Origin of the sequence: Stenotrophomonas sp. CCNWLW162, assembly GCF_037203745.1 — a bacterium.
In the GTDB taxonomy this organism is placed as follows: domain Bacteria; phylum Pseudomonadota; class Gammaproteobacteria; order Xanthomonadales; family Xanthomonadaceae; genus Stenotrophomonas; species Stenotrophomonas maltophilia_AQ.
In genome coordinates, this window is the sequence record NZ_JBBCBL010000010.1 from 13,285 (window position 1) to 34,716 (window position 21,432).

15 protein-coding genes are annotated in these 21,432 nt (G+C 64.0%); all 15 read right to left on the minus strand.

Annotated elements, in window-relative coordinates; all coding sequences use genetic code 11:
• Window positions 1–39: 39 nt before the first annotated feature.
• The 15 genes from guaB to ndk all read right to left on the minus strand — a co-directional run bounded on the left by guaB (window position 40) and on the right by ndk (window position 21,114).
• Complete coding sequence (gene guaB / locus V9K93_RS19255) at window positions 40–1,497, minus strand: IMP dehydrogenase (RefSeq protein ID WP_337303055.1); 1,458 nt, start codon at window positions 1,495–1,497, stop codon at window positions 40–42.
• Between the two features lie 425 nt (window positions 1,498–1,922).
• The gene (folD, locus tag V9K93_RS19260; RefSeq protein WP_014036908.1) at window positions 1,923–2,801 is read right to left on the minus strand and encodes a bifunctional methylenetetrahydrofolate dehydrogenase/methenyltetrahydrofolate cyclohydrolase FolD; all 879 of its coding nucleotides are present in this window, start codon (window positions 2,799–2,801) and stop codon (window positions 1,923–1,925) included.
• Between the two features lie 177 nt (window positions 2,802–2,978).
• Window positions 2,979–4,811, minus strand: coding sequence for a monovalent cation:proton antiporter-2 (CPA2) family protein (locus V9K93_RS19265; protein ID WP_337303056.1), 1,833 nt, complete (start codon window positions 4,809–4,811; stop codon window positions 2,979–2,981).
• Between the two features lie 218 nt (window positions 4,812–5,029).
• Window positions 5,030–6,166 (minus strand): molybdopterin-synthase adenylyltransferase MoeB, encoded by a 1,137-nt coding sequence (moeB, locus tag V9K93_RS19270; protein ID WP_337303057.1) that lies wholly within the window; start codon window positions 6,164–6,166, stop codon window positions 5,030–5,032.
• 394 nt (window positions 6,167–6,560) lie between these two features.
• Complete coding sequence (locus tag V9K93_RS19275; protein ID WP_337303058.1) at window positions 6,561–7,097, minus strand: hypothetical protein; 537 nt, start codon at window positions 7,095–7,097, stop codon at window positions 6,561–6,563.
• Between the two features lie 93 nt (window positions 7,098–7,190).
• Window positions 7,191–7,514: a hypothetical protein gene (locus V9K93_RS19280; RefSeq protein WP_337303059.1), complete on the minus strand. Its 324-nt coding sequence runs from the start codon at window positions 7,512–7,514 to the stop codon at window positions 7,191–7,193.
• A gap of 3 nt (window positions 7,515–7,517) precedes the next feature.
• Window positions 7,518–8,507: an RHS repeat-associated core domain-containing protein gene (locus tag V9K93_RS19285; RefSeq protein ID WP_337303060.1), complete on the minus strand. Its 990-nt coding sequence runs from the start codon at window positions 8,505–8,507 to the stop codon at window positions 7,518–7,520.
• 7 nt (window positions 8,508–8,514) lie between these two features.
• Window positions 8,515–13,902 (minus strand): hypothetical protein, encoded by a 5,388-nt coding sequence (locus tag V9K93_RS19290; protein ID WP_337303061.1) that lies wholly within the window; start codon window positions 13,900–13,902, stop codon window positions 8,515–8,517.
• Window positions 13,903–14,486: 584 nt separating this feature from the next.
• Window positions 14,487–15,884 carry a ribosome biogenesis GTPase Der gene (der, locus tag V9K93_RS19295; protein ID WP_046986537.1) on the minus strand — a complete coding sequence of 466 codons (1,398 nt, stop codon included), beginning with the start codon at window positions 15,882–15,884 and terminating at the stop codon, window positions 14,487–14,489.
• Between the two features lie 16 nt (window positions 15,885–15,900).
• Window positions 15,901–17,109, minus strand: a complete 1,209-nt coding sequence (gene bamB / locus V9K93_RS19300) for an outer membrane protein assembly factor BamB (protein ID WP_012510800.1) — start codon at window positions 17,107–17,109, stop codon at window positions 15,901–15,903.
• The gene (locus V9K93_RS19305; protein ID WP_046986536.1) at window positions 17,109–17,747 is read right to left on the minus strand and encodes a YfgM family protein; all 639 of its coding nucleotides are present in this window, start codon (window positions 17,745–17,747) and stop codon (window positions 17,109–17,111) included. Before V9K93_RS19305 ends, bamB begins: the two co-directional genes overlap by 1 nt.
• Window positions 17,748–17,812: 65 nt before the next feature.
• Window positions 17,813–18,682, minus strand: a complete 870-nt coding sequence (locus V9K93_RS19310) for a RodZ domain-containing protein (RefSeq protein WP_046986535.1) — start codon at window positions 18,680–18,682, stop codon at window positions 17,813–17,815.
• Window positions 18,683–18,700: 18 nt separating this feature from the next.
• Entirely contained in the window at window positions 18,701–19,486 is a 786-nt protein-coding gene (locus tag V9K93_RS19315; protein ID WP_337303062.1) for a tetratricopeptide repeat protein, read from the minus strand.
• Window positions 19,473–20,678 carry a dual-specificity RNA methyltransferase RlmN gene (gene rlmN / locus V9K93_RS19320; protein WP_065723019.1) on the minus strand — a complete coding sequence of 402 codons (1,206 nt, stop codon included), beginning with the start codon at window positions 20,676–20,678 and terminating at the stop codon, window positions 19,473–19,475. The genes V9K93_RS19315 and rlmN overlap by 14 nt, the downstream gene beginning before the upstream one ends.
• A 10-nt stretch (window positions 20,679–20,688) precedes the next feature.
• Window positions 20,689–21,114, minus strand: coding sequence for a nucleoside-diphosphate kinase (gene ndk / locus V9K93_RS19325; protein ID WP_008265389.1), 426 nt, complete (start codon window positions 21,112–21,114; stop codon window positions 20,689–20,691).
• Window positions 21,115–21,432 lie beyond the last annotated feature (318 nt).

The following is a 21,432-nucleotide window of genomic DNA, read 5'->3' on the forward strand; positions in this document are numbered from 1 at the left end:
CGGGAATCAGCTTCCTCGTTCCTCTTTGCTCGTCCCGCATCAGGAGCGGTAGTTCGGCGGCTCTTTGGTGATCGTCACGTCGTGGACGTGGCTCTCACGCTGGCCGGCGCCGCTGATCTTCACGAACTTGGGCTTGCTGCGCATGTCTTCGATGGTGGCGCAGCCCACGTAGCCCATGGTGGCGCGCAGGCCGCCCATCAGCTGGTGGATGATGCCGCCCACCGGGCCGCGGTACGGCACGCGGCCTTCGATGCCTTCCGGCACCAGCTTGTCGGCGGTGGCGGCGTCCTGGAAGTAGCGGTCCTTGGACCCCTTCTCCATCGCAGCCAGCGAGCCCATGCCGCGGTAGCTCTTGTACGAACGGCCCTGGAACAGCTCGGTTTCGCCCGGCGATTCCTCGGTACCGGCCAGCAGGCCACCAATCATGATGGTGGAAGCACCGGCGGCCAGTGCCTTGCCGATGTCGCCGGAGTAGCGGATGCCACCGTCGGCGATCAGCGGGATGCGGTCCTGCAGCGCTTCGGCCACCAGGTCGATCGCGGTGATCTGCGGCACGCCCACGCCGGCCACCACGCGGGTGGTGCAGATCGAGCCCGGGCCGATGCCCACCTTCACTGCGTCCGCGCCGCTGTCCAGCAGCGCCAGCGCGGCTTCACCGGTGCAGATGTTGCCGCCGATGACCTGCACGTTCGGGAAGTTCTTCTTGACCCAGCTGACGCGGTCCAGCACGCCCTGCGAATGGCCGTGCGCGGTATCGACCACGATCACGTCCACGCCGGCAGCCACCAGCGCTTCCACGCGGCGATCAGTATCGCCGCCGACGCCGACGGCCGCGCCGACCAGCAGGCGGGTGGCGACGTCCTTGGCAGCGTTCGGGAAGTCGGTGTTCTTCTGGATGTCCTTGACGGTGATCAGGCCACGCAGGGCGAAATCATCGTTGACCACCAGCACCTTTTCGATGCGGTTGCGGTGCAGCAGCTGCAGCACTTCATCCGACGCGGCGCCTTCCTTGACCGTGATCAGGCGATCCTTCTTGGTCATGATGTGGCGGACCGGATCGTCCAGCTCGGTCTCGAAGCGCATGTCGCGATGGGTCACGATGCCGGCCAGCAGGCCGTCGCTGCCCACCACCGGCACGCCGGAGATGTTGTGCGCCTGGGTCAGGGCCAGCACGTCGCGGATGGTGGTTTCCGGGCCGACGGTGATCGGGTCGCGGATGACACCGGCCTCGAACTTCTTGACCTTGGCCACTTCCGCGGCCTGCTGCTCCAGGCTGAGATTCTTGTGGATGATGCCCATGCCGCCGAGCTGTGCCATGGCGATGGCCAGGCGGGCTTCGGTGACGGTATCCATGGCTGCGGACAGGATCGGAAGCTTCAGCTTCAGGTCGCGAGTCAACCGCGTTTCGAGGTTGACGTCCTTGGGCAGGATGGTCGAATGAGCGGGGACGAGCGAGACGTCGTCGTAAGTGAGTGCTTCAGCCTGGATGCGCAGCATCGGCATACCCGAGATGTGGGGAAGCGCGACATTTTACCCTGTTTTCGCGCCGTGTGGCAGGGGGTAGATGCGACGCAGTGTCGCGCGGGCGGTGATTGGTTCAGGGGGCCGGCTACTGCTTTGGTGGGTGCCAACCTTGGTTGGCACGATCCGTCCGGCACCTGGCCCCCAGATGGGGCAAAGGCCTCTCCCTGTTTGTGCCAACCAAGGTTGGCACCCACCTTAAGAGGATCACTCGGGCCAGTCCTGGAGCGCCTTTGGTAGGTGCCAACCTTGGTTGGCACGATCCGTCCGGCAAAGATGTCCCAGATGGGGCCATGGCCCCGATGGATGTGTGCCAACCAAGGTTGGCACCTACCAGGAGCGGGTCATCGGCCTGCCGGCATTGTGCCGACCAACGGTCGGCACCCACCAGGAGCTGGTCGTCAGCTCAGCGCTTCCGCCGCTTCCAGGGTGTTCTGCATCAACGTGGCCACGGTCATCGGGCCCACGCCACCCGGCACCGGGGTGATCCAGCTGGCCCGCTGGGCAGCCGCTTCAAACCCGACATCACCCACCAACCGGCCGTCATCCAGGCGGTTGATGCCCACGTCGATCACCACCGCGCCCGGCTTCACCCACTCGCCCGGCACGATGCCGGGGCGGCCTACCGCCACCACCAGGATGTCGGCGTTGCGCACGGCCTGTTCCAGCACGTCCTTGGGGGTGAACTTGTGGCAGCTGGTCACGGTGCAGCCGGCAATCAGCAGCTCCAGGCCCATCGGGCGGCCGACGTGGTTGCTCACGCCCACGATGGTGGCGTTGCGGCCGCGCACCGGCTGGTCGGTGTGGCCCAGCAGCGTGGTGATGCCGCGCGGGGTGCACGGGCGCAGGCCGAATTCGCGCAGGGCCAGGTGGCCGACGTTTTCCGGATGGAAGCCGTCCACGTCCTTGCGCGGGTCGATGCGCTGGATCAACCGGCGCGCGTCGGGGATGCCCGGCAGCGGCAGCTGGATCAGGATGCCGTTGATCTTCGGGTCGGCGTTGAGCTGGTCGATCAGGTCGAGCAGTTCGGCTTCGGTGGTACCGGCCGGAAGATCGTAGTCATGCGCTTCGATGCCGACCTTCTCGGCGGCACGGCGCTTGTTGCGCACGTACACGGTCGAGGCCGGGTCGCCACCGACCAACACCACGGCCAGGCCCGGGCGGCTGCCACCCGCGGCCACGCGCGCGTCGACGCGCACCTTCAGGCTGTCGAGCAGGTCCTCGGCGATACGGCGGCCATCAAGGATGCGGGCAGGAAGCTGGGGGGCGGAATCGGTCATCGGGAGCAGGCGTGGGGCGGCGGGGACGCTATTGTCCCCGATTCAGGCCCCCTCGCCCACCGCGGAATGGGGTCCTGATGGGGTCGGATCCCTTTGCCACAGGCAAAGGGCTCTGACCCCAACATGGCAAAACGGGTCAGAGCCCTTTCCTTTGGAAAGGGATCCGACCCGCAGACCTTATTCTTCCTCTTCCGGCACATCCTGCGGGTTCAGCGTCTTGCTCTCCCGCTTCGGCGCGGTGAACGGGGTCGGTGTCGGCACGCCCTGTGGCGTGTTGCCGTACATCATCCGCGCTCCGTCAGTCAGCCCGGCACCGGCAATCTCCAGCTCGAATCGTTCGGCATCGCGGCGGCGAATCTCGGTCGCGATCTCGATCGCATCGTCTTCGTCAGCGCCCAGCTCGACCAGTGCAGACTGGCCGAACAGCACTGCCGATTCAAAGGTCTCGCGGATCTGGAAATCGACACCGGCATGGATCAGCCGCAGCGAATGTTCGCGGTCGAACGAACGCACCATGAGCTTGGCCTGCGGGAACTCGTGCGCCACCAGTTCAACGATACGGTCGGCGGCCTCAGCCTTGTCCACGCACACCGCAATCGCGCGTGCGGTAGCAGCGCCGGAGGCATGCAGCACATCCAACCGCGTGCCATCGCCGTAGTAGATCTTGAAGCCGAAGCGCGCCGCGCTCTGGATCATCTCCACATCGTTGTCGATGATGGTCACATCCACATCGCGCGCCAGCAGCGACTGGCTGGCGACCTGGCCGAAGCGGCCGAAGCCGATCAGCAGCACGCTGCCGGACAGGCCGTCGGCCTCGTCCACGCCATCCATGTTCACCGTCGGCTTCGGTGCGATGCGCTTGTACACCAGCACCACCAGCGGGGTCAGCGCCATCGACAGCACCACCACGGCGGTGAAGTTGGCATTGATCTCCAGATCGATCACGCCGGCCGATGCGGCGGCGGAGAACAGCACGAACGCGAACTCGCCGCCCTGCGCCATCAGCACGCCGCGATCCAGCGCCTGCGCGTGATCGCTGCCCATGATGCGCGCCACCACGTAGATGCACAGCGCCTTGGCTGCCATCAACGCCAGCACCAGGCCGAGGATCAGCTGCCAGTGCGCGACCACTACGCTCAGGTCCAGCGCCATGCCCACGCTGAGGAAGAACAGGCCGAGCAGGATGCCGCGGAACGGCTCGATGTCCGCTTCAATCTGGTGACGGAAGGTCGACTCGCTCAGCAGCACGCCGGCGAGGAACGCGCCCATCGCCATCGACAGGCCGGACAGCTGCATCAGCAGCGCCGCGCCCAGCACCACCAGCAACGCGGCGGCGGTCATCACCTCGCGCGCCTTCGATTCGGCCAGCACGCGGAACAGCGGGTTGAGCAGGAAGCGGCCAACCAGCACCAGGCCGACGATGGCACCGACGCCGATCGCCACCGACAGCCAACGCGAACCCTCGCCGTCGGCACTGCCAGCACTCGGTCCCATCCAGGCCACCAGCGCCAGCAGCGGCACGATCAGCAGGTCCTCAAACAGCAGGATGGAGACGATCTTCTGCCCCGACGGCAGCGCGATGTCGCCGCGTTCGGCCAGCAGCTGCATCACCACCGCGGTGGAGGTGAGCACGAAACCGGTGGCGCCGATGAAGGCGATCTGCCACGGCAGCCCGAACAGCTTGGCGATGCTGGTCAGCACCAGCGCGCAGGTGACGATCTGCAGCGTGCCCAGCCCGAAGATTTCCTTGCGCAGGCTCCACAGGTGCGAGGGCCGCATCTCCAGGCCGATCACGAACAGGAACATCACCACGCCTAGCTCGGCGGTATGCAGGATCGACTGCGGGTCGGAGAACCAGCCCAGCCCGAACGGTCCGATCGCCAGGCCAGCGGCGAAGTAGCCCAGCACCGAGCCCAGGCCGGCCCGGCGGAACAAAGGCACCATCACCACCGCCGCGCCCAACAGGGCGACGACCTTGACCAGCTCGCTGGTCGCTGCTTCTACCGCCATGCGGTGTGTTCCCCAGAATCGAAATCGGACTCAACGATAGAGCAATGCCGATGACGGCAATAGCATGCATGTTGCGTTTGATTGTATTGATGGTGGAACGACACAGGGGGCAACTCCATAGGTCATCCCGAAACCGCGCGTGCCTCGGTAGGTGCCAACCTTGGTTGGCACGAGAGCGCCGACCAAGGTCGGCATCTGCCAGAGCGCCCCGCCCGCTCTCACCCACCCCGACAGAACGCGGCGTAATCGATATACCCCGGGAACGGCACGCCCGGTGCGCACACCGGGCAGTGCGGGTCCGGCCGGATGCCGGTCTCGCGGAAGCGCATGCCCAGCGCATCGAAGCGCAGCAGCCGGCCGACCAGCGGTTCGCCGATGCCGAGCAGCAGCTTCAGCACCTCGGTGGCCTGCAGCACACCGGCCAGGCCGGGCAGCACCCCCAGCACACCGGCCTCGGAACAGTTCGGCGCGAACTCCGGCGGCGGTGGCTCGGGGAACAGGCAGCGGTAGCACGGTGCCGCACCGCGCTGGCGGCCAGCATCGAACACGCTTACCTGGCCGTCGAAGCGCTCGATGGCCGCATAGACCATCGGCTTGGCGTGCTTGATGCAGGCGTCGTTGAGCAGGTAGCGCAGCGGGAAGTTGTCCGAGCCGTCCAGCACCACATCCACGCCGTCCAGCAGCGCATCCACATTCTCGGAAGTGACCCGCTCGGGCACTGCCTCGACCTCGATGGACGGGTTCAACGCCAGCAGCCGCTCACGCGCCGAATCAACCTTCAGCTGGCCGACGCTGGCCTCGGTATGCACGATCTGCCGGTGCAGGTTGCTGCGCTCCACGCGGTCGTGGTCAGCGAAGCGCAGATGCCCTACCCCGGCCGCAGCCAGGTAGAACCCAGCCGGGGCGCCCAGGCCGCCGGCACCCAGCACCAGCACGCGCGACTTCTGCAACCGGCGCTGGCCGGCCTCGCCCACCTGAGGCAGCAGCAGGTGGCGCGAGTAGCGGTCGTAAAAATCGCGGTCGGCGGCACTGGTCAGCGGCTGCACCAAGGGCAGCGATTGCTCGCGCCAGGCCACGGTGCCGCCCGTCACGGAAGCCACCTGGGTATAGCCGGCGTCCAGCAGGAACTGCGCAGCATCGGCCGAGCGCTTGCCGCTCTGGCAGATCAGCAGGATCTCCTGGTCGTGCCGCGGCAGATGCGCGACCGGGTCGGCCTGCAGCTCGCCCTTGGCCACGCCGCGCGCGCCCTCTGCCATGCCCCCGGCCCGTTCGTGCGCCTCGCGCACATCGATCAGCACGGCACCGTGGGCCAGGCGCTCACGTGCCTGCGCGGGGGAAAGCTCTTGGATGCTCATGGCTGCATTATCGCGCAGACCCTGCGCCCAGAGTTGCGCCCGGGGTCAGATCCCGACGGCAAAGCGTTGCCGGAAATCGGCTCGCACTCCCCACAGCGCCACAAACGGAATTGCCGACTTGAGTCAGCCTCCCTCTCCATCACTACCCATGGCGAGGTACTTGCTCAAGGGAATCACTACCCTCGAAAGGGCCGACTCTGGTCGTTGACATATAGCCTCTCTGGACCGCTGTCTTCGGGTGGCGCGAAGGGGTCTCAAAGCACTGGATCGCATTCCTGGCTTGCAGGAAATCTGCGTGCTTCCTTAGGCTATCCGGCAAGCTTGCTCGCTGAACTGCGCTAAATCCACCAGCGGGTTGTCAATTGTGGCAGGGATCAGCGCATTGCCCCAACCGCTATGCGGCATCCAGTACCTTTAATAAGGCCAAGATCGTCTTCCTTCTCTGCTCATTGATCGGAGATATCAACCTAGCATGCACATCATCTGCCCTTAGCGATTCAAGAACGGCCGAGATATTGGAGTACCGTTCAATAAATGGAATCAACCACTTGTCGCAGGCAGCAACTATTTCAGATGGGACCCAACCAGCGTCGTCCCGGGACGAAATGATCCATCGCCGTTGTCCATCTCCCGTCAAGTTGCCAAGTTCACACCCAATGGTTGCAGAGTTCTTCCGATCCTTATCAGTTATCAATCTATCGCTCTTGTCCTGAATCATGCCCTGCACCGCATCTATTCGGATTGCCGCGCTGACCACGACATCAAAGTCGATTTGCGCATGACGCACAAAAGCAAGATGAATAGATGCCCATCCGAAGGGCTTGGCAAGACGGAATGATTGGCCTACCGGCTTTGAGCCGAAACCACGCTGTTTGAGCAAGAGTCCGACTTCAGCAAGAAGTTCCTTCTCAAGAGTGATGAGATTTTTCATTCATTGGGATACCTTCGTTCAACGGTTTCCCCGACTTCTATTGGGCGACATGTTCTGCGCCAGCCACCCATGCGATCCCTAGACGGTGATCGGCTACGAGGGGGGGAGTATTCGCATGACGCCTCTGGTAGCAACTCCGTCGCCGAAGAGGATAGATGTATTGGGATGGAAGGCTTTCTCGGCATCTGGAGCATTTACAAAAGACACACTGCAGGTGACCTGTTCCCCTGGTGAAATCTTATCGACGGTTTCGTCATTTATGACGAAGGTGTACCAGGTGTGCTCGCGATCCATTGACAGCGCCAAAGGACGAGCCGAATCGGCCTGCATTGCAATGACCTCTTGGCCGCGCGAATCAATAGAGTCGAGTCGCAGCTCGACGCGGAGTGGTGGAAGATTTGGGTAAGGAATATTCATTTCTCAGCAGCTCGTCTGCTTTATGTGAGATCCAGTGCACATCACTTTGTGTACTTGCGCGCTTGGAATTGCGATGCTCTGCATCGATTTTCCAGTGTCGTTGAACTGAGTGCGCTCGGCCGATCTGACTAAGTTGGCCGGCGCACTACCTTCAACGACCGAGTGCTGCGCGCCGAATCCTCGCGTATATGCTTTCGCGAGTGCTTCGGCATCTGCCCTATTGTCGACAAATCGCTTGACACCGTCACCTGTTGGTGAGGGAGAGAAGTGTCCAAGCGCTTTCAAGCTCGACAACTCCGCTGCCTCAACCGCTCTGTACAGTGTAACTGTTCCCAACGAGAGTGATGCGCCGCCTAGTGCGTCACCCATTGCAACATCTGCTATGGCCGAGCCTAGCGAGGTTGCTGTGCTGGGGTTTGCCAGTGCCCATGACCCAGCGTAACCAGCAGCAGGAAGTGCAAGGGCACCTGCTAGAGAGTACCCAATCGCGGGACCCATCCAGTCACTCGGGCTTTGCGGCGGTGGCATGACGGTGCCGCCATTGGTGATGTTGTTGATTACTCGAAATGCAGCACCGCTTTCACGACCATCAGGGTCTGTAAAGCGGTAGGGGTTGCTGTTGGCGTACCTGTACCGATTGAACTGGCCCACGGGATTGCTAAAGGCGGTTACCGGATCACTAGACAGGAACATCCCTAGCTGGGGGTCCATGTAGCGTTGCTGCATGTAGCTGAGGCCGGTGGATGCGTCGCTCACATGTCCTGTGTAGCCTGGCCCGTCGGAAACTTGCTCGCCGATTGCCGCACCGTAGGGCTCGTAGGAGTACCGCTTCGTTACCTTGCCGCTCTCATCAGTCTCAGCGACAACCGAACCCAAGGCATCGGTGTGCATATAGGTGACCGTTTGTGCTGTCGCAGCCCCTACAAACGTCACCACAGCCAAGGCGATGGCAGCCAGCCATTTGGAGTTCCGCTTTGTCTTCCGTATGTTCATATCCACCTCAGTTCGACCAGGCCGAGCACGCCTGCGCATTGCAGGCACGCACCTTGTAGCCACCCTGGCAGCGCGTATCGAGGTCATACCCGATGCCCTCCGCCCTATAGGTCGCGCCCCCACTGCTTGAACGCATGTTGTAGTAGGTGGCACCTGGCGACGCGTTCCAGATGACCGAACAGATGTTGGGGCCGCTCTTCAGGATCTTCACACCCGTCGGCACCGGCGGTGCACTGGAAATCGCAACCAAGCCAGCAGCAGTACTGGCGCTGCAACCCGCCGGATTGCAGGCACGCCCGCGGTAATAGAAGTTGCCGCCAGCGCCCTTGGCCAGGGAAACCGTCCGGTCCCCTGCAATCAGCGACCAGTTGGCGCCGTCAGTGCTTTCATCGATTTCATAGCGCGTCGCGTCTGCCACTTCCAACAGGGAGATCGAGTACGCCGCGCCGATTCCCACCCCATCGGACACGCGCAGAACGGGGGTGGCCGGAGGCCCAATCACGCGCACGCCCGCGACTGCTGACCACGGGCCGCAGCCGGCAACGTTGCAACCGCGCACCTGGTAGTCCCACTGGCCGGGCCAGCGACCACCACGGGCCACCGAGGTCGCGCCGTCCTCCTGCGCGAGGCCGAAGCCGCCGCCATTGAGTTGTTCCATCAGCTGATAGCGTGTTGCAGCAGGAATCGCCGCCCACCCCATGCTCACGGTGGAGCTGTAGCTTGTACCGCCGAGGTTGATCCCTGTCGCCTGGACAGGCGGCAATGTCACCAGGATGGCACCTGTGGAACTCGCCGCACTGCATCCCGCGTCATTGCATGCGAAGGCGCGGTAGACATAACTGCCGGCAATTCGCCCGCTGATGGCCAGCTGACTGCCGCTGATCCGGTTGATCTCAGTCCATGCCCCTCCATTGAACTGCTCTTCGATGCGGTAGCTGCTGGCCTGGGCCACGCTCGACAGCGAGAGGATATAGCTGCCGTTGTAGCTTGCAGCAGGTACTGACAACGTCGGCATGGAAGGCGCGTACAGCGCCGTAATCGTCGCTTCGACCGAGTAGGCGCCGCACCCCTGTGGATTGCACGCTTTGACCCGATAGCGATAGGCGCCCGCAGCCTTGCCGGTTGCTTGATAGGTGCGGCCAGAACCATCAAAGGCCACGTTCCAGCCCGCGCCTACGGCTTCTTCAAGCACATAGCGAGCCGCACCCTGCACCACCGACCAGCTCAGCGAGTAGGTTCCGTTGACACCTTGTCCTGGTGCCGTGATCACGGGTGCAGCCGTGGGTGCAAGCTCCACCTGGATGGAGGCTTCCACGCCCCACGCGCCACAGACAGTGCCATTGCAGGCACGCCCTCGGTAGCGATACGCACCGGAGCTGCGCCCGGTCAACGCTACCGTCAACGCCGCTCCCTGATAGACGGTCTGCCACGCTCCCGTCACTGACTCCTGTACTTCGTAGCGCTGTGCACCTGCGACGGCAGTCCATTGCACGGCAAACGCACCGTTGCCGCTGTATCCCGGAACAGTCACCACCAGCGCCGCAGGAGCAATATCCACCGCACGCTTGGCAACTAGGCTGCCGTTGAGCTGGACATAGTCAAATCCCTTGGCCTGGCGCTGATCGTGCTGGTAGCGCAGCACGCCATCCTGTCCATAGAACGAGCGGATGTTGCCATTGGACGCACTGGCCAGGGTGCGACGTCCATGCGCGTCGTACTGATAGGCCTCCTTGCCATCGACCTCGCGCAGGCGATTGCCATAGTCGAAACGGAACGCCACGCCATTGCGCACCTTCAGGTTGCCCTGTGCGTCATACCCGAGCCCGGTCACGGTCGCACCACTGGCGACATCCCGCACGTTCGTCAACCGATTGTTGAAGTCGTACTCGAAGGCCTGCCGCCTTGCGCCCACATTGGCGGCGACGATGTTGTCCAGAACATTGTAGGCATAGCTTGCGTTCCCGAAGCTGGCAGCTGTCACGGCGGTCAGACGATCCAGACCGTCGTAGCGCATGTCGCGGTTTCCCGGAGCTGCTGGCAAGCCGTCGCTGATGGCCGCCACATTGCCATTGGCATCGTAATCGTAGCCATCATCGATGACCTTGCCGCCCGCGCTGCTATCCGTGCTCCTGTCGGGGAGGCCGCGCGCATTCTGCGTCATCTGATGGGCGACGCCGTTGCCATAGGTGAAGCCGCTCATGCCACCGTTCGCGTAGTAGCGCACGTTGGTGGCGTAGGTTCCGGCCCGTGTTGGTTGCCCCAGCGCATTCGGGCTGTAGCTGATCGTCAGGCCAGACGGCTGCACATGGGTGGCCAGGGCACCGTTCGCATCGTAGCCGTAGCCCAGTGCCCATACTTCGCCGCCGTCATACAGCACGCTCTCGGAGGTGGGCAGCCCGCGCAGGTTGTAGCTGTACTCATTGATGGTGCTGGCACCGTTGTTGCGGGTCTGCACGCGCTTCACTTTCCCACCCGGCCAATAACTCCAGTCCTGATCACCCTGGCCATCGGAGAAGCGCAACGTCACCAGGCGGTTCATGCTGTCGTAGCCACGGTCAGCCCGCGAAGGTGACGCATAGGCGCCTTCGCTCTCGCATTGGGGGCCCAGCAGCGCGAGGCCCGAGGCAGACCACAGCAGATTGCCTGCCGCGTCGTAGCCCATGCCGGTTGCACCGGTCTCGGGCTCCATGCTCTTGCACAGCCGCTGGGCGCCGTCATAGACATACTGTCGACGCACGCTGATGCTGCCATCGCCATTGCGCCGCAGGATCGACAGCGGCTTGCCCAGCGTGTCGCGCTGGATTTCCGTCACCACGCCCTCGGCGTGGAGAATCCGGATGGGCGTGTCCTGGGCAGGCTTGCCATACATCAGATAGTCGGTGGTGGTGGCAATGCCGCGCGGATTGGTCACCCTTACGCTGCCACCGCCGAGCTGCTCCGTCGTAGTGACCAGGCGGCCGAGCTCGCTGTCCTGCTCACTGCGGACAGGGCGACCAAGTGCGTCATAACCGGTGTAGGTGCCGGGCAGCGCCGAACGGAAGTCGGATGCCGCGCGCGTGGGATAGGAAGTGAAGATCGGCCGCCCATTGCTGTCATAGCGGGTCACCGTCTGGCGCAGGGTACCGCCGCGGTCCGCGGCGTCGAACGACTCTTCCAGCACCGGTCGCCACAGCCCGTCGTAGTACGTTACCGCGCGTGCATTGCCGGTACTGGACTCGCGTTTCCAGTGTCCCGCTTCCAGCCCGATCTCCGCGCCAGGCACCTGGAAGAACCGGGTAGTTGAAGGATTCCAGGCAACGCTGTCATTGGCAGCCTGGGTCGCCTGTACGATCCGCCCCATCCCGTCGTAATCGAAGCTGCGGCTGGCCCCGTTGGGCTCCACCGCCGTGCGCACCCAGCCGTTGTCATCGACCTGCAGCGAGGCACTGCTGCCGTCGGGGAAGGCAACACTCTGCGGCAGGCCCCGCTTCCAACTGCCAAGCGCAATGGCATTGCCCTTGCCGTCCGCCACGGAGGCGAGCGTTCCATCCGGGTGATACCCCAGTGTCTGCTGCAGCACGCCGAAGGCATAGGTCCGCTGCGGGCGTGCCAACGAGTCGAAGTCTGTACGTTCGGTCTCGATCTCAGCGCCACCGACGGTCTGCGTGCTGCGCGCGATCTGACCGAGGATCCAGCGACCGGTATCGTCGAAGTACGTGGTCCTCAGCGTCCTCGCGCGTCCCAGCGAATTGCTTTCGGTCTGCACGACCGGCCGAACATGCGCATCGAACTGATCGGTCGTGTTGATGAAGTTGACGCCATCCTGGCTGAGGACGGACTGCTTCACAGGGCGGATCTTGTTGGCGAAGGGGTCATCGGCCGCCGTCAGCGAACCATAGCTGTCAGGGAACGGCCCTCCTTGGACCTCAGCCGAACTCATGTAGGTGTTGGTGGTGACCTGGACGATCTGGCCATTGGGCGCGCGAATCGCCTCCTGCAACAACTGCCCCTCGTTCTCGTCGAACTTTCGTCCAAACACACTGTGGCGACGCGTCCCGTCCGGCTCCACGATCGTCGACACTGCGGAGTTGGCCAGACCCGAGTCGTATCCCCCAGACTCGTATGTCCAGGTCAGATTGCCCAACCCGGGCCCCGTCAGCGTCTTGCTGGTGATCGCGAAGAGGTCGAACGCATTGGAGGCACGCTGTGCGTAGCGCCCACCGCCCATGTCTGCGCAGGCCGTACTTTTTACACCCAGCCGGGTACGGCGCACATACTTGAACTCGAATTGTCCACGCGTTCCCGCTGGGTGGTTCGCGATCAAGGTAAACGCAGACTGCTCGAACATGGGCTTGGTACAGAGCTTGGGCTCTCCGTCCCAGCTCTGATACTCCGGATTCAGCCCCCCGAATCCGCCGTCCTGCCAGCTGTATTCGTAGCCGAATCGCGCGCCATCCGGCTGCTGTACAGCGCGCAGTGCAGGCCAACGCGCAAACCCCATTGCATTGTTGCCGTCGTTGTACTCGTAGCTCCAGGTCCGGCCATTGGCCGTCGCGCTGGCAATGCGGTCCCCGGCATAGGCGATGGAGATGGCGCGACCATCACTGCCGCGAATGCCAACCAGCTTGTCGCCCGAATAGTCATAGGCGACCCAGTTGCCATGGCGATCCTCAACCCGGCTGGCCATGAGCAGCACGCGCACCAGCTGCGAACCGACGCCTTGACCCAGCTCCATGAAGCCGGCCTTTCGCTCAATGCCCACATTGAAGAAGTACCGGTTTCCCGAGGCGTCCACACCCAGGAAGCCCTCCCCTGGATAACCGTTGGCCGTCGACGCCAGGCAGCTTAGGCGCATGTTGCCCCGAGTACCCCAGCGATAGGTTTCGCCATTGGTGGGCTTGGGGTTGGACGCGTTGGCGATCAGCAGCATCTCCTGCTCGCCCTGGTCGGGGACACGTACCTGCACGCCGGTCCAGATCTCGAAGGTGCCTACGCCGGTACGTGTCTTAGGGTAGAACGACTGCGAGCAACGCTGGGTAGCGCCGTTGCCCGACTCGTTCCATTTCCAGATGGAATCGAAGGTCGCATGCATGAAAGGGACTTCGATATCCCAGCTGCCGAATCCCCCCAATGGCTGCCGGTCCTTGAAGGACTGCACAGCGAGGCGACGCTGCAATCGCACCGGCAGCGCGTTGTTTCCTGGCAGGTCAATGTCGGTAACGACAAATTCTGTCGATCCGGAGCTCGGGCTGATGCTGTCCCCGAACAGGCTCGAGGTCAGCGGCGCCAGCCCTTCACCCGTCTTGATCCTCTTGTAGTACTCGGTATGTGGCGTGACCGGGCTGCTCGCCCAGCTCCACCCCGATGACATGACCAATGCCGCGCCCAACAACGCCTGCCACTGCCAGATACGCATGGAACGTCCCTTTGTCCAAATGCGTCGGCAATCACCAGACATCCGGCAAGCCACCGACGTGTGCTGGCGTCATGTTCCGGCCGGAAAGCAGCTGCGCCGTCCCCTTGCGCCTCCAGATACCTGAAGAAGCTGTCTACCATTACAGTCATACAGCGCCCCCAGTGGATGGATATTCACCTCATCATGACGAATTGTCTTATAGGAGCATTACGGATAGCGATGTAGGTTTTTTCCTATATCACGGTGAAGTCGTTCCTCGCTTGCGCCAACCAATGCCTCAACTTCGTCGCAGCATGCCGCCTCGTGAGTGGCGAAGGCCTGACTACGGGCCAAGTCCATGTCTCCCCCTGTCCGGCGCAGAGCTAGTCCTCATGCGGCAAGCCGCCATAGGGCAGATATCGCGCGCAGCGCGCCTCGTCAATCCGCGAAAAGCAGCCGAGCATGGGCTCGGCTCTAAAGGACCGCCGCAAACGGACGGCAGCAGCGGCCCTGCATCCGGGGTCAGATCTCTTTTCCGAAGGAAAAGGGATCTGACCCCATTCCCCACAACGAAAAAGGCGGCCCTGCGGCCGCCTTTCTCTGCATCACTTGCCCTTGACGTGCTTCATCAAGCGCCGCTTGGCCTTGACCTGCCGCTCGGTGAGGACGTTCTTCTTGCCCTCGTACGGGTTGGTACCCTCGCGGAAGATGAAGCTCACCGGCGTGCCGATCAGCTTGAAGCGCTTGCGGAAGAAGTTCTCCAGGTAGCGCTTGTACGACTCCTGCAGTTCCTTCAGGCGGGTGCCGTGCACGATGAAGGTCGGCGGATTGGAACCGGCCGGGTGCACGTAACGCAGCTTGGAGACATGGCCGCGGATGGTCGGCGGCGGGTTGGTCTCGTAGGCCACTTCCAGCGCCTTGTTCACTTCGCTGGTGGTGAAGGTCTTGTTCGCCGATTCGTGCGCGCGGTGTACCGCACGGAACAGCTCACGCAGGCCCGAACCATGCTTGGCCGAGATGCGCACCGACTCAGCCCACGGCACGAAGCCCAGGCGAAGCGACAGCATGGTTTCCGCCTGCTCGCGCTGGTACTCGGTCAGGCCATCCCACTTGTTGATGGCGATCACCAGCGCGCGGCCGGCATCGAGCACGGCACCGAGCACGGTGGCGTCCTGGTCGGTCACGCCTTCGGTGGCATCCAGCATCAGCACCGCCACCTGGCACTGCTCGATCGACTGCATGGTCTTGACCACCGAGAACTTCTCGACGACCTCGTCCACGCGCGAGCGGCGGCGCAGGCCGGCGGTGTCGATCAGGCGGTACTCGCGGCCATCACGCTCCAGGTCCACGGCGATCGAGTCGCGCGTGGTACCCGGCACGTCGGAGGCAATCATCCGTTCCTCGCCGAGGATGCGATTGACCAGGGTCGACTTGCCCACGTTCGGGCGGCCGACAAAGGCGATGCGGATGCGGTTCGGATCGTTGTCCAGCTCTTCGCCGCTGCCTTCTTCCGGCAGGCGCTGCACCACTTCTTCGAGCAGGTCATCCAGGCCCTGGCGATGCGCGGCCGAGACGGTCAGCATTTCGCTGAAGCCGTAGCGGGCGAACTCCGAACGCACGCTGTCCTCGTCGGTGCCGTCGATCTTGTTGATCAGCAGCAGCGTCGGGCGCGACAGCTTGCGCAGCCAGGCCAGGATCTCATCGTCCATGGCCGAGCTGCCGTCACGGGCATCGACCACGAACAGGATCAGATCAGCTTCCGCAGCGGCGGCACGGGCCTGGCGCGTGGTAGCGCCGGCCAGGCCTTCTTCCTCTTCCGCGATGCCGCCGGTGTCGACGACGAGGAAATGATTGTCCTCGTCGAGACGGCAGACGCCGTAGTTGCGGTCGCGGGTGACGCCGGGCTGGTCGTGGACCAGGGCGTCACGGGTGCGCGTAAGCGCATTGAAAATAGTCGACTTGCCGACATTCGGCCGTCCAACCAGGGCGACCAAAGGCAGCATCGCGATTACTCCATTTTTAATTTGCCAACCGGAAGGCGGTCAGCTTGCCATCGACGTTCTGCACCAGCAGCACCCCGTCTACGACGATTGGCTGGGCAAGCAGGGCGTCACCGCCGCTCTTTGCCCGTGCAGCCATCGCCCCATCGGCGGTCTTCAACCAGTGCACGTATCCCTTGTAGTCACCGACCACCACGTAGTCGCCGTGCAGCGCCGGGCCGGTCAGCGAACGACGCGCCAGCTCGGTCTGCGACCACATTGCTGCGCCGGTCGCCTTGTCCAGGCCGAACACGCCGCCCTTGTTGTCGGTGACGAAAACATTGCCCGACGAAACCGCCACGCCACCTGCGCCGCCATGGTCGCGCGCCCACAGCGGGCGACCGGTCGGGCCTTCGATGGCCATGGTCTGGTTCTTGAAGCTGCTCACATAGAGGGTGTTGCCCTCCAGCACCGGGGCGCCATCGACGTCGGCCATGCGCTCCAGCTCGGTACGGCCTTCGCCGTTGCCGAGGTTCTGTTCCCACAGGGTGCGGCCATCCTGCATGGCAAGCGCGGCAACCGCGCCTTCATCCTTGCCGATGAACAGCACGCCCGGACCGGTCACCACCGGCGCGTTGCCACGCACGGTCAGCGCCGGCAATTCGCTCGGGTTGAACCACTTCTGGGTGCCGTTGCCGACATCGAAAGCGGTCACACGGCCATCATTGCTGCGCACGAAGACCATGCCCTGGGCAACGGCCGGCGCGGCAATGACTTCACCCGGAACACGGGCGCGCCACTTCTCGCTGCCGTCGTTGATGTCCAGGGCGATGACCTGGCCATCGAGCGTGCCGATCACGACCAGGTTCTCACCGACACCCGGGCCACCGGACAGGCGCAGCTTGGCCTTCTTCTTTTCCTTCTTCGGCTCCCAGGTCCAGACCTTCTTGCCGGTCTGCAGGTCGATGGCGTGGACGCCACCGGTGATCGCCGCGGCGAACACGTGGCCGTTGGCCACTGCCGGGCCCTGGCGCACGCCGATGCGGCGCTCGCCCTTGCCGAGGTTGACCGACCAGGCCTTGTTGACCTTCACGGAGGGCTCGAACTTGACCAGTTCAGCCGGCTCCTGGGCCTTCTTCGCTGCCGCGTCCTTGCCGGCGAACCAGCCCTTCACGGTGCTGCAGCCAGTCAACGCCATGCCCATCAGGAGCACGGTGGCGACGCGGGTGATCATGACCTTCTGACTCATCAAACCGACTCCGCAGGGGCGGCGACCGTGCCGCCAGCATCCATAACCTTGGTTTCCAGCAGGCGCCGCTGCGGCGCTGCCACGTCCAGCGTCTTCAGCGCCTTCTCGTACTGTGCACGGGCGTCATCGCGCTTGCCCTGCGCCATCAGCGCGTCGCCATGGATCTCCAGGCTGCTGCTGTCAGTGGCGCTGCCGAGCAGCTTGATGGCCTCGTCGCTCTTGCCGGTAGCCACCAGCAGGCGGGCCACGCGCTGGTCGACCACGCGCTGCAGGTCGCCTTCGACCTTCACGGCGCGCAGGGTGGCCAGCGCTTCTTCGTTCTTGCCGGCGTCGACCTGGGCCTTGGCCAGCTGCAGCGCCGCGAGGTCGCCGTAGATGCTGGACGGGCCGGCTTCGAGCGCCTTGACCGCCTTGGAGGCGTCGTCAAGCTTGTTCTGCTGAAGGCCGACCAGGGCCTTCTGGTACTCGACATTGGCCGAGGCCAGCTTGCCGCCCTGATCCTTCTGGTACCACTGCCAACCGGCAATGGCACCGATGGCGATGACTACGCCACCGAGGATGCTGGCGCCATTCTTCCGCAGCCAGCTGCGGACGCGTTCACTTTGTTCGTGCTCGTCGAGCAGATCGTCGATCGCCATGCGTACTCTCGCCCCGCCCGTCGGGAGGGACCATTGGGATTAATCGAAGGTGGTGAAACCGCGCCTCAGTGCGAAACCGGGACTACGGAGCCTTCAGAGGATACCTGAAAGCGTGCCACGTTGGCTCGCTGGTAGGGGGTCAGATCGACGATAGCGCCATTCTGCTGAACCTGGACCGCCGAGGCATTGCCCAAGGTAACGCGGGCAACCTGGCCCGGGGTGAAGCTGCGGCTCTCACCGGACTTGATCAGCGCCTTCTCGACACTGGTACCGTCCGGGCCGCCGATATCGACCCAGCTGTCGCCATTGAACTGCATGTCCAGCGTATTGGCCGCGGCAGCAGCCGGGGCCGAACGCGGCACAGGAGCCAGCGAGGCCACGTACGGGGTTGCCGCCGGCTTGCTGGCCGGCGCAGCCGCCACTTCGACCGGCGTGGACGGCTCGATGCCTGCTGCGGACGGGGTCACCGGCACGGCGGCCGGCAGCGCATCCAGCGACGCGGTATTCGGCGCCGGGGTGGCACTGCCATCGAAGTGGCCACGGGTGGCGAACCACACCGGCACGGCCAGCACCGCGGTGATACCGACATAAAGCACGCGTCGCCCGAGGTTCTCGGCGATACGGCGCGCACGCGGGGTATGGGTATGGCTGACCAGGGTGGGCGGGACCACCGGCCCGACCTGGGCCTGCTCCAGCAGTTGGCCCACGTCCACATCCAGCAGGCGCGCATAGCTGCGCAACTGGCCGCGCACGAACACGGGCGCGCCGAGCTTCTGCCATTGTTCTTCTTCCAGCGACCTGACCACCTGGATCGGCATGCGCAGGCGCGAGCCGACATCTTCGAGGGTCAGTCCGGCCGCCTCACGGGCCTGGCGCAGGCGGGTGCCGCAGCCGGCCGCAGTCTCGAGAGCGCTCACAGTCTGGTCATCAATCACAATGCATCAACCCTGGAGTTAGGAGCCCGCTTCCTGCGGAAATTCCTGTCGAATCCGCTGAATATAGCGATCAGATGCCGCCCGATCACCCAGCCGCGCTTCGATTTGAGACGCAAGTTGTAACACGGAACGCGTTGCGGGTGCAGCTGCAATCCTACGTTCGGCGAAGGCCCGGGCCTCCATGTAGCGGCCCTGGCGGAAGCTCAGCTGGGCCATCGCCTCCAGCGCAACCGGGTTGCCGGGCAGCACTGCGAGTGCCGCGCGCAGGTCGCGCTCGGCACGATCGAGCTGGCCGGCATCCAGTGCGCAGCTTCCGGCATTGGCCTGTGCTTCGGCGGCCGCAGAGTTGCCCGGCGCCTGCCGCGCACGATCGAACCAGATCAGCGATTCGGCGGCACTGCCCTGCTGGCACAGCCAGGCACCGTAATTGTTGAGCACGTCACCACGCTGCGGCGCCAGCTCGGCAGCCTTGCGGAAGTTCTCGCCAGCCTGCTGGCTGCGACCGCGGCGTTCGTCGATGCCCGCAAGCAGGACCAGACCGTCGGGGGCCGTGGGCACCAGCCTCTGCGCCTCGCGTGCCTTGCGCTCGGCGGCGTCCAGATTGCCGGACTGGATATCGCGGCCGGCCAGGGTCAGCAGCTCTTGCCAGCGCACCTGCTGGCGCACGCCATCCGGATCACGAACCGAGTAGACCGGCGCCTCACTGGGGCCCAGCTTGGCCTTCGGACGGGACTTGCAGCCGGTGACCGTGACGGCCAGCACGCCTGCGATCAGGACCAGCCAGAGGCGGTCAGGCCGCGGCATCGCTCCCCTTCCCCGCCTGCAGCGTCTTGTTGAACTCGGCCTGGCGACGGGTACGGTCCATCACCTGGCCCTTGAGCTGGCCACAGGCCGCGTCGATGTCGTCGCCACGGGTGCGGCGGACCATCGTCAGCACGTTGCTGTCGAGCAGGATCTTCTGGAAGGCGCGGATATGCGCTTCCTCCGAACGCTCGTAGCGGGTGCCCGGGAACGGGTTGAACGGGATCAGGTTGACCTTGCCCGAATCCTTGGCCTGCACCGCGTTGTCGAACTGGCGCATCAGGCGGGCCAGCTCGCGGGCATGCTCGGGCTTGTCGTTGATGCCCTTCATCAGGGTGTATTCGAAGGTGACCGATTCGCGGCGCTTGTTGGCGCGCAGGTAACGTGCGCACGAAGCCATCAGCTCGGCGATCGGATACTTCTTGTTGAGCGGCACCAGGGTCTCGCGCAGCGCATCGTTGGGCGCATGCAGCGACACCGCCAGCGACACGTCGCTTTCGGTGGACAGGCGGTCGATCTGCGGCACCAGGCCGGAGGTCGACAGGGTCACGCGCTTGTTGGCCAGGCCGTAGCCCAGGTCGTCGCGCATCACGCTCATGGCGCGCACGACGTTGTCGAAATTCATCAACGGCTCGCCCATGCCCATCATCACCACGTTGGTGAGGCGGCGCATCTGGTGCGGCACGTTGCCCAGGTGGCGCGCGGCAACCCACACCTGGCCGATGATCTCGGCGGTGGTCAGGTTGCGGTTGAAGCCCTGGGTGGCGGTGGAGCAGAACGTGCAGTTCAGGCCGCAACCGACCTGCGAGGACACGCACAGCGTGCCACGGGTCTTGTCGGGGATGTACACGGTCTCGATGGCGTTCTTGCCATCCACGCCCATCGCCAGCAGCCACTTGTGGGTGCCGTCGGCGGAGGGCTTGTCGAACACGATGTTCGGGACGAGGACCTCGGCATGCTCCTGCAGCTTGGCGCGCAGGACCTTGCCGAGGTCGGTCATCTCATCGAACTCGGTGACGTAGCGATGGTGGATCCACTTCATCACCTGATGGGCGCGGAACTTCTTCTCGCCAAGAACCTCGACGAAAAACTTCTCCAGGCCCGCGCGATCGAGGTCGAGCAGGTTCTGCTTGCCAGCCGTGGGTGCCGACTTCGGCAGCGGCTGGATGGCGGGTGTCTGTACGACCTCGTTCACGGCATTACTCTCAGCGCGAAACGACTTCGGTGGCGGCGAAGAAGTAGGCGATTTCAATCGCTGCATTCTCGACCGAGTCCGAGCCGTGGGCGGCGTTGGCATCGATGGATTCGGCGAAGTCGGCGCGGATGGTGCCTGCGGCGGCTTCCTTCGGGTTGGTGGCGCCCAGCAGGTCGCGGTGGGCCAGGACGGCGTTCTCGCCTTCCAGGGCCTGGATCATCACCGGGCCGGAGATCATGAACTCAACCAGCGCGTTGAAGAACGGACGCTCGCGGTGCACGGCGTAGAAGCCTTCGGCTTCACGGCGCGACAGCTGCTTGTACTTGGCGGCCACGACCTTCAGGCCAGCCTTTTCGAAGCGGGCGTAGATTTCGCCGATGACGTTCTTGGCAACGGCGTCCGGCTTGATGATCGAAAGGGTGCGCTCCAGCGCCATGGGATGTCTCCAATGGAATCGGGCCGCTGATGGCCCGAAGGGTAACAAAAAAAAAGCCGCGTCGAAACGCGGGCTTAGCCTGATAAACGTACGCGGATTGTAAGAGATATCGCGACAGGGTGGTAGTGCCGGCCGCAGGGGTCGGATCCCCGCAGGGGCTCTGACCCCATTCCGGGGCCAGCACCTGGGTCGGAGCCCCGGGGGGATCCGGCCCCAGCCACCACCCCATTCACCCACCTGAGCGGATTCTGACCAGCCGAGGCATTTTTGCTGCACTGCAAAATGCCATACGCTACCGTCTGGTTCTAGTATCAAACA